Annotated in this window: 5 protein-coding genes; all 5 read left to right on the plus strand. The window is 32.6% G+C overall.

Annotated features, from left to right (window positions below; translation table 11 throughout):
* Positions 1 to 150: 150 nt before the first annotated feature.
* The 5 genes from gltB to CLCOS_RS06555 all read left to right on the plus strand — a co-directional run bounded on the left by gltB (position 151) and on the right by CLCOS_RS06555 (position 9,380).
* Complete coding sequence (gene gltB / locus CLCOS_RS06535; protein ID WP_063601352.1) at positions 151 to 4,689, plus strand: glutamate synthase large subunit; 4,539 nt, start codon at positions 151 to 153, stop codon at positions 4,687 to 4,689.
* An 11-nt stretch (positions 4,690 to 4,700) separates the two neighbouring features.
* Positions 4,701 to 6,134, plus strand: coding sequence for a glutamate synthase subunit beta (locus CLCOS_RS06540; protein ID WP_063601353.1), 1,434 nt, complete (start codon positions 4,701 to 4,703; stop codon positions 6,132 to 6,134).
* 509 nt (positions 6,135 to 6,643) lie between these two features.
* Positions 6,644 to 8,035, plus strand: coding sequence for a dipeptidase PepV (gene pepV, locus CLCOS_RS06545; RefSeq protein WP_063601354.1), 1,392 nt, complete (start codon positions 6,644 to 6,646; stop codon positions 8,033 to 8,035).
* 88 nt (positions 8,036 to 8,123) lie between these two features.
* Positions 8,124 to 8,603: a 23S rRNA (pseudouridine(1915)-N(3))-methyltransferase RlmH gene (gene rlmH / locus CLCOS_RS06550; protein ID WP_063601355.1), complete on the plus strand. Its 480-nt coding sequence runs from the start codon at positions 8,124 to 8,126 to the stop codon at positions 8,601 to 8,603.
* Positions 8,604 to 8,765: 162 nt separating this feature from the next.
* Positions 8,766 to 9,380, plus strand: coding sequence for a YdcF family protein (locus CLCOS_RS06555; protein ID WP_063601356.1), 615 nt, complete (start codon positions 8,766 to 8,768; stop codon positions 9,378 to 9,380).
* Positions 9,381 to 10,045: the final 665 nt, after the last annotated feature.

Genomic DNA, 10,045 nt, shown 5'->3' on the forward strand with positions numbered 1-10,045 from the left:
TGCTAATAACTTATAACATGATTAGTATTTTACAGCAATATATCAAGTTTGATAATTAAATAACTATAATTCAAGGAAATTTTAAAATGCATTTCTGGGGGTCAGGGAAATGCATTTTTATTCAAAAAAATTTAGACGGGGGCTGAAAACATGAAATATAATTTAGGATTCCCTTCAAAACAAGGATTATATGATCCTGATTATGAAAAGGATTCTTGTGGGGTAGGATTTATAGCCAGTATAAAAGGTGAAAAAACTCATGATATTGTAAAAAAAGGTGTTAAAATTTTAGTTAACTTAACTCACAGAGGAGCAGTAGGAGCTGATACTAAAACAGGAGATGGTGCAGGTATACTTGTCCAAATTCCAGATGAATTTTTTAGAATAAATTGTGACAATTTAGGAATAGAATTACCTGAACCAGGTGAATATGCTGTAGGTATGGTGTTTTTTCCAAAAGAAACTGCAATAAGGCTGCAGTGTGAGGGAATACTCGAAAGGGCAGCAGAAGAAGAAGGACAGAAAATTTTAGGCTGGAGAGATGTACCTACAGATAATAGAAGTATTGGTGAAACAGCTAAGGGTACTGAACCTATTATAAGACAGATATTTATAGGTAAAAATGCACAAAATCAAACTGATTTTGAAAGAAAACTTTATATAATCAGAAAAAAAGTTGAAAATGAAGTTAAAAAAACTCTTGAAAGTGCAGCAAAGTCTTTTTATGTATGCAGCCTTTCAAGTAAAACTATAGTTTATAAAGGATTATTATTGGCAGATCAAATAAAGAAATTTTATATTGATTTAAATGATATAAACTTTAAAAGTGCCATTGCACTAGTACATCAAAGGTACAGCACAAATACTTTCCCAACTTGGGATTTAGCACAACCTTTTAGGTTTCTTGGACATAATGGTGAGATAAATACTATAAGAGGAAATAGAAACTGGATGAGATCACGTGAAGGTGTACTGAAATCTGAGGCTTTCGGAAAGGATATTAAGAAGCTCTTCCCAATAATAAGTGAAGGTGGAAGTGACTCTGCATCTCTTGATAATGTATTGGAGCTATTATATGAAGATGGAAAATCCCTACCACATGCACTTATGCTTCTCATACCGGAAGCGTGGGAAGGAAATAAATATATGGAAGAATACAAAAGGGCTTTTTATGAGTACCACGGTTCTCTTGTAGAACCTTGGGATGGACCTGCTGCGGTTGCATTTTCTGATGGTGTACAAGTTGGTGCTACCCTTGATAGAAATGGATTAAGGCCTTTAAGATATATGATAACTAAAAATGGTCTTGTAGTACTTGCATCAGAAACAGGAGTGTTAGAATTTAAAGATGAAGATATAGAGGAAAAGGGAAAACTAAAACCAGGCAAAATGTTCTTGGTTGATACTGCCCAGGGAAGAATAATAGATGATGAAGAATTAAAAAGAGATATATGCAAGAGTAAGCCTTATGAAGAAATGCTTCCTAAATTAAAATTTACTCTTGATATGTTTAATGCAGTTAGGACGAGAGAAGAAATACCACCTGTAGTATTAAAAGAAAAACAACAGGCTTTTGGTTACTCTCTTGAAGATTTGAGCAAAATAATAGGACCTATGGCAAGGGATGGTAAAGAGCCTGTGGGGTCTATGGGAAATGATACCCCTCTTGCAGTGCTTTCAAATAAAAATCAATTACTTTTTGCGTATTTCAAACAACTTTTTGCCCAGGTAACCAATCCACCTATAGATTCTATAAGAGAAAGATTAGTAATGTCTCTTGCAAATTATATAGGTTCTACTCAGGCTAATATATTAAATGGTAAAGATGGGGAAATCTCAAATGATCCTTTTATAGAGATAAAGAGTCCTACATTGACTAATGAAGAAATATCAAAAATCAAAAGCTTGAGAGATAAAAATTTTAAAACTACTACTATTCCTATTACATTTAAATGTGATACGGGAGTAGAAGGTTTTAAGGAAGCTCTTGAAAAAATTTGTGAGAGGGCTTCAAAGAGAATAAAAGAAGGATACAATATATTAGTTTTAAGTGATAAAAATGTTGATTCTTATGAGGCTGCAATACCAAGTTTACTTGCTGTTTCAGCAGTTCAGCACCATTTAATTAGAGAAAAAACACGTACAAAGGTTTCAATTATTGTAGAGACTGGAGAAGCAAGAGAAACTACACATTTTGCACTTTTAATAAGCTATGGTGCTTCTGCAGTTAACCCTTATCTTGTATATCAAACTATAGATGAAATGATAAAGGAAAAGGATATAGTTGGGATTAAACCAGAAGAAGCAAAGAAAAATTATATTAAAGCTATAAATCAAGGAATACTTAAAATACTTTCTAAAATGGGTATATCCACGCTGCAAAGTTATCATGGTGCGCAAATATTTGAAGCAATAGGTCTTGATTCAGAATTTGTGAATAAATATTTTGAGGGTACGTCATCTAGAATAGGCGGTATAGGTATTGATGTAGTTGCAAAGGAAGTACTTGCAAGACATAAAAATGCTTTTAATAAAATAAGAAAACCTATTTCTGAGCTCAATGTAGGTGGTAACTATTCCTGGAGAAAAGGAGGAGAGTTTCATCTCTTTAATCCTGAAACTATATACAAACTTCAAGTTGCAGCAAGAACTAATGAATATGGTATGTATAAGCAGTATGCTAAAGTAATAAATGAACAAGATAAAAATTTATGTACAATAAGAGGCTTGTTTCAATTTAAAAAGGGAAATGAAATACCTATAGAAGAAGTTGAACCAGTAAGTGAAATTCTTAAAAGATTCTGTACAGGAGCTATGTCCTTTGGTTCTATAAGCAAAGAAGCTCATGAAACTATAGCTATAGCTATGAATAGAATAGGTGGAAGGAGTAATACTGGAGAAGGTGGAGAAGATCCTGATAGATATGTACTAGATCCAAATGGTGACTCCAGAAGAAGTGCCATAAAACAGGTGGCATCAGCACGTTTTGGTGTAACTACAGAATATTTGGCAAATGCAGATGAAATTCAGATAAAGATAGCACAAGGTGCAAAACCAGGAGAAGGTGGACAACTTCCAGGTAGGAAGGTTAATAAGTATATTGCTAAAATAAGGTATTCAACACCAGGCATAGACCTTATCTCACCACCACCTCACCATGATATATATTCAATAGAGGATTTAGCTCAATTAATATATGATTTAAAAAATGTAAATCCTAGTGCAGCTATAAGTGTAAAACTTGTGTCTGAAGTAGGAGTAGGAACAATTGCTGCTGGAGTTGCAAAGGCTCATGCAGATTTAATACTTATAAGTGGTCATGATGGAGGTACAGGGGCATCACCTATGTCATCTGTAAAAAATGCAGGAATACCTTGGGAACTTGGATTGTCTGAGACACAACAAGTACTACTGTTAAATGACCTGCGAAGCAGAGTTAGAATTCAAACAGATGGACAGCTAAAGACAGGTAGAGATGTTGCAATTGCAGCACTTCTTGGAGCTGAAGAATTTGGTTTTGCAACTACTGCTCTTGTAGTAATGGGATGTACTATGCTTAGAAAATGTCATTTAAATACTTGTGATATGGGAATAGCTACCCAGGATCCTGAATTAAGAAAGAATTTTAAAGGAAAACCAGAGCATATAATAAATTTCCTTACTTTTATCGCGCAGGAAGTTAGAGAATATATGGCAAAACTTGGTTTTAAAACAATGAATGAAATGGTTGGAAGAGTAGATATGCTTGAGACAAAAAAGGCTATTACTCATTGGAAAGCTAAAGGTTTGGATTTGTCTGCTATACTTTATAAACCATATATGCCAAAGAGAATCAAATCCTACTGTGTAATACCGCAGGATCATGGACTTGATAAGGCAATAGATTATAAACTCATCCAAATGACACAAAAGGCAGTACAGGATAAGATAAAAGTTACTGCAAATTTAGAGATAAAAAATGTAAATCGTTCTGTGGGAACAATGCTAAGTGGAACAATTGCAAAGAAATATGGTGCCAAGGGACTTCCAGAAGATACTATAGTGTTAAATTTTAAGGGATCAGCAGGACAGAGTTTTGGAGCCTTTGGAATAAATGGACTTACTCTACTTCTTGAAGGAGATGCCAATGATTATGTTGGAAAAGGTCTCTCTGGTGCTAAAATAGTTATAAAAACTCCTGAGAAGGCAACCTTTGTTGCAGAAAAGAATATCATAGCAGGTAATACTATTTTATATGGAGCTACATCAGGAAAGGTATTTGTAAATGGTACTGTAGGAGAAAGATTTGCAGTAAGAAACAGTGGTGCTATAGCTGTAGCTGAAGGTGTAGGAGACCACTGCTGTGAATATATGACTGGCGGAAGAGTAGTTATTATAGGACAAACAGGAAGAAACTTTGCAGCTGGTATGAGCGGCGGTATAGCTTATGTACTTGATGAAGATGATTCTTTTGATAGAAAATGCAACATGGAAATGGTTGAAATTGCACAAATGGCAGATGAGGATGATGTAAATACAGTATATAGTTTAATACAGGAACATTATAAATATACAGATAGTGCAAAAGCTAAAAAAATTCTTGAAAAATGGGATGTATATAAAACCAAGTTTAAGAGGGTAATACCTACTGCGTATAAACTTATACTGGAACAAACCAAATTAGAAGCAGCTGCTGCTTCTAATATGTAGGAGGTATCACTATGGGAAAAATAACTGGTTTTAAAGAATATAAAAGAGAAAATCCAAAAGAACGTCCGGTAGAGGAAAGAATCAAAGATTATAAGGAAGTATACTATAAACTTCCTAAGGATAAATTGAATGTACAGGCAGCAAGATGCATGAATTGTGGAACTCCTTTTTGTAATTGGGGATGTCCTCTTGAAAATCTAATTCCGGATTGGAATGATTTTGTATATAAGAATGAATGGCACAAGGCGTTTGAAAGACTTTCATTAACTAACACTTTCCCTGAATTTACAGGAAGAATATGTCCTGCTCTCTGTGAAGGCTCTTGTACACTTGGAGTAAATAGAGAACCTGTTTCTGTAAGGCAGCTAGAACTTAATATAATCGAAAAGGCTTTTGAAGAAGGATGGATAAAACCTAATCCACCAAAAGTTAGAACTGGAAAAAGGGTAGCTATAGTAGGTTCAGGACCATCTGGACTTTCAACTGCTGCAGAGCTCAATTCTGTAGGTCATACTGTTACTGTTTTTGAAAGAGCAGATGAAGTTGGTGGACTTTTAAGATATGGTATTCCTGATTTTAAACTTGAAAAACATGTAGTTGACAGAAGAGTAAATATTATGAAAGAAGAAGGAATAATATTTAAAACAAACATAAATGTAGGAGTAAATTACGATGTAAATGAACTTTTAAGTAATTTTGATGCTGTTGTTTTAACAGGAGGTTCTACTATTCCAAGAGACCTTAAAGTGGAAGGAAGAGAACTTAAAGGCACTTATTTTGCAGTAGATTTTCTAAGGCAGCAAAATAAAAGAGTTTCTGGTAAGAAAATTACAGAAGAAGAGATAAATGCCAAAGGAAAGATAGTCGTTGTTATCGGTGGAGGAGATACAGGTTCCGATTGTATTGGTACTTCTATAAGGCAGGGAGCTAAAAAGGTTTATCAATATGAGGTTATGCCAAAGCCACCTGAAAATCGTGATAAAACAATGCCGTGGCCTGTTTTCCCAAAAACTTTGAAAACTACTACTTCCCATGAAGAGGGATGTATACGTGAATGGTGTATAAACACCAAAAAGCTTGTAGGAGAAAAAGGTGTATTGAAATCACTTAAAGGTGTAAAGGTTAAGTGGGAAGATAACAATGGTAAGAGACAAATGGTAGAAGTACCAGGTACAGAATTTGAACAACCAGTTGATTTGATACTTTTAGCTATGGGATTTTTGCATCCTCAGCATGAAGGATTGCTTGACAGCCTAGGTGTAGAATATGATGCTAGAGGTAATGTGGTAACGGATGTGAATTATATGACTGCAAAAGAAGGGGTATTTGCAGCAGGAGATATGAGACGTGGACAATCTCTTGTAGTTTGGTCACTAAATGATGGTAGAAGAGTGGCAAAGAATGTTGATAAATATTTAATGGGAGAAACATCTCTCAGAGGATAATTTTTAATAATTGAAAATTAGGAGTTAAGAATTAATAGTTATGATGAATTTTTTCCCGTTAACACTTAAGAAAATCTAGTGCAGAGTGCTATTGAAGCAAAACTTCAATAGCACTCTTTAAATTTTTCATTATTGTAAAAATATTTGAAGTATAAGTTTATTTTTATGTTAGAAAGCCTATGAGATGATTCTAATTGAAATTTGCCATTATATGATTTGGTGTATTTAAATAACTTGTAAAAATAAAAGTTTTGCTCGACAATTGAATAAAATTGGCCACTTGAAATAAGAACATCCAATAAATAATTCACATGTATTGAAAAAGCATAGAAAACGGTATACAATAATCATATTAGATAGGTTGTGTTAAAAAAATAAATAGTATAATATAATATTTGTATATTTAAAATATTGAAATTGAGAAATTTAGATTACTCTCTATAAAGGGGGTTATTAAAGATAGCAGTCATTTAACTGACTATAAATTTATTATACGAGGAGGAATACAGATGGAACTTAACAAAAAAGTTGATGAAATGAAAAAAGAGTTGATTAAGGCAACTCAAGAGGTAGTTAGAATTAAAAGTACTCTAGATGAAGAAAAGCCAGGTATGCCTTTTGGTGAAGGCCCAGCAAAAGCACTTGAAAAGGCTCTTGAAATTGCAGCTGAACTTGGATTTCATACATATAAAGAAGAAGAAGGATATTACGGATATGCAGAATACGGTGAAGGGGAAGATTATGTAGCAGTTCTGGGACATATGGATGTAGTGCCAGAAGGAGATAATTGGATTTATCCACCTTATGGAGCAGAAATACATGAAGATAAGATTTTTGGCAGAGGTACATTAGATGATAAAGGAGCAACAATGGCAGCACTCTTTGGATTAAAGGCTATAAAGGATCTTAAAATGCCGCTTTCAAAAAAAGTAAGGGTTATTTTTGGAACAAATGAAGAGACGGGAAGCTCTGAAATGCATGTTTATAATAAGAAAGAAAAGGCTCCAGTATCTGGATTTACACCAGATGCCATGTATCCACTTATAAATGCTGAAAAGGGTATAAGAAGATTTCATGTTGTTAAAAAATTGACTTCTTGCAATTGTGGAATTGCAATTAAATCATTAAAAGGTGGAATAAGACCTAACATGGTTCCTGATAAATGTGAAACTGTAATATCTATAAAAAATACAGAAGATATGCTTAAAGCAGTAAAGGAATTTGCAGATAAAAAGGGATATAATATGAAAACTGAAATTGTAAATGGAGATGTAGTTTTACACACATTTGGAGTAGGAGCTCATGGAAGTATGCCTGAATTGGGTAAAAATGCTGTAATGCAGACTTTTGACTTTTTAGGAACTATTGCAAAAGGATCTTGTCCTCTTGCAGACTATATAAATTTCTTTAATAAATATGTTGGATTTGAAACAGAAGGTACTTCACTTGGAATAGCCTGTGAGGATAAACCATCAGGAAAATTATCATTAAATGTAGGGGTTGCTGAAATCAATGAAGAGACGGCTGATTTGTGGTTAGATATGAGATATCCTGTTACAAAGAAAGGTGAAGAAATCATGGATACCCTTTCTAAGAAATTTGCAGAGTGTGGTGCCAAAATAGAAAGAGTAGAAGCTGATGAACCTCTTTATTTCGCAGAAGATAGTGAGTTAGTTAAAACTCTTCTTAAAGTTTATAATAATGAGACTGGCCAGGAGGGAAAAGCTTATGGAATAGGCGGAGGAACTTATGCTAAGGAGCTTCCGAATATAATTGGATTTGGACCAATATTCCCTGGAAAACCAGACCTTGATCATCAGGCTAATGAATATATTGAAATTGGGGATCTAGTAATGAATGCTAAAATATATGCCCATGCAATATATGAACTTGCAAAATAATTTTACAATTTATAAGATGAAATAGCACGAGTAATTCGTGCTATTTTTATGATATAATACATGTTAATATTTAGAAGTGGAGAAAAGTATGAATCTAACAATAATTACTGTAGGAAAATTGAAAGAAAAGTACCTAAAAGATGCAGTAGAGGAGTATTCGAAAAGACTGTCTAGGTATTGCAAAATCAATATAGTGGAAGTTCAGGATGAAAAGACTCCAGAAAATGCTTCTAAAAAGGATGAAGATATTATAAGGGAAAAAGAAGGAGCAAGAATATCAAAGTATATAAATGATAGTATGTATGTAGTGGCAATGGATCTAAAGGGAAATACTAAGACTTCTGAGCAGTTTTCTGATTTTATTGGAAATTTAGGACTTCAGGGCAGGAGCAATATTGCTTTTATAATAGGTGGTTCTCTAGGTATTTCCAGGGAAATTTTACAAAGAGCTGATTACAAGCTGTGTTTTTCCAAGATGACTTTTCCACATCAGCTCTTTAGGGTAATGCTTTTGGAGCAGATATACAGGGGATTTAAGATAATGAAAGGTGAACCTTACCACAAATGACCTAGATTTTTTGTGGAAAATGTTGATATAAGCGGGTTAAGAGAGTACATATACAAAATATAATTAAAATAATTATTACTATAGGGTAGATTTTAGAAGAGGATTATAATTAATTTTATAGAATACTATAAATTATACGCAATTAATGGAGTACAAAAGGAAATGGATGCTAATGTTTTTATTATTTTATTAAAGTATATGGCAATAAGTGTTTTGTTTTCTATTATCATAGTCCTTGTAGTAATCAATTTATATCCACTTTTATTTTATAAGTCTCCTGAAACAAAATTGAAAAGGGATAGATATGATGTGATAATTATTTTAGGATTTCCTGCATTACAGGACGGGAAACCTTCCCCTATAATGAGAGAGAGAGTTATAAAAGCAGTTGAATTATTTAATAAGGGATACGCTAATAACATTATATGTTCGGGTGGAGGAGTTTATAATAAATATATTGAAGCAGATATTATGGCTAATTTCGCAGAATCATTAGGTATTCCCAATAGTTGTTTGATTAGAGAGGATAAATCAAGAAACACATATCAAAATATACAAAATTCAATAAAGATAATGGAAGATAAAAAATGGTCATCAGCAATGATAGTAACTTCTCCCTGGCATTTAAGACGTTCTAACTATTTTTTATCAAAATTCAATATTACATATCAAATGGAGAAGTCTGACTATCCAAGAGAATTCTCTTATATTTATATTATTGCTATGTATATGTGGGAAAATTATGTAATGATCAAAACTAAAATAAAAAGGCACTAATACTATACTATTCCTAAGATTCTTATATTGTAAATTAAGAATTATTTGTATAGTATAAAGAAATGATTATGGAAGCTAATAAAGGAAATGATTTTAGAACATTTAATAACATTCGAGATGCTGAGAGTTGGATTTCAAAGTTATCTGATGACTGCCATTTGTAACATTTCATAAGCTGGTCATTCTAATGTTAATGATGTAAATAAGATAATAGTATGGTTAAATTTGAATAGTTAGTGATGTATAATTAGTATAGTTTAATATAAATGATAATTTAATAATATAACTAAGTAATGGAGGAGAAACAAGCCCAGATTGATATGGAGGAGATTCTCCTTTTTATTTTGTTTTAATTAAGAAATCTGAGAATAAATCCTTTAAAAATTTATATATGGATATCAATTATACAGAATATAAAAAGCAAATAATTATAGTATTTATATAAGCATTAGGAGATTAAATAAAATTTAATGTAAAGAATATTGACATGGAAGAAATAATATTATATTATAATATTACTTCCAAGGAAGAAATATTGGATAGTGTAAAGTGAGCTATGAAAAAAATAACTCCAAAAAATATGCTTGTAAGAGCTTAGGTGATTGTGAATTTTTTCTAAAATAAGGTTTGATTGTTAGAACCGCCACCCTTGACTGCATGATAAA

The sequence above is a fragment of the Clostridium coskatii genome, assembly GCF_001675205.1.
Classification (GTDB): domain Bacteria; phylum Bacillota; class Clostridia; order Clostridiales; family Clostridiaceae; genus Clostridium_B; species Clostridium_B ljungdahlii.

Excerpts from the sequence above, each read along its gene's own strand:
- gltB (WP_063601352.1), top strand. The coding sequence starts at position 151 with ATGAAATATAATTTAGGATTCCCTTCAAAACAAGGATTATATGATCCT.
- CLCOS_RS06540 (WP_063601353.1), top strand. The coding sequence starts at position 4,701 with ATGGGAAAAATAACTGGTTTTAAAGAATATAAAAGAGAAAATCCAAAA.
- pepV (WP_063601354.1), top strand. The coding sequence starts at position 6,644 with ATGGAACTTAACAAAAAAGTTGATGAAATGAAAAAAGAGTTGATTAAG.
- rlmH (WP_063601355.1), top strand. The coding sequence starts at position 8,124 with ATGAATCTAACAATAATTACTGTAGGAAAATTGAAAGAAAAGTACCTA.
- CLCOS_RS06555 (WP_063601356.1), top strand. The coding sequence starts at position 8,766 with ATGGATGCTAATGTTTTTATTATTTTATTAAAGTATATGGCAATAAGT.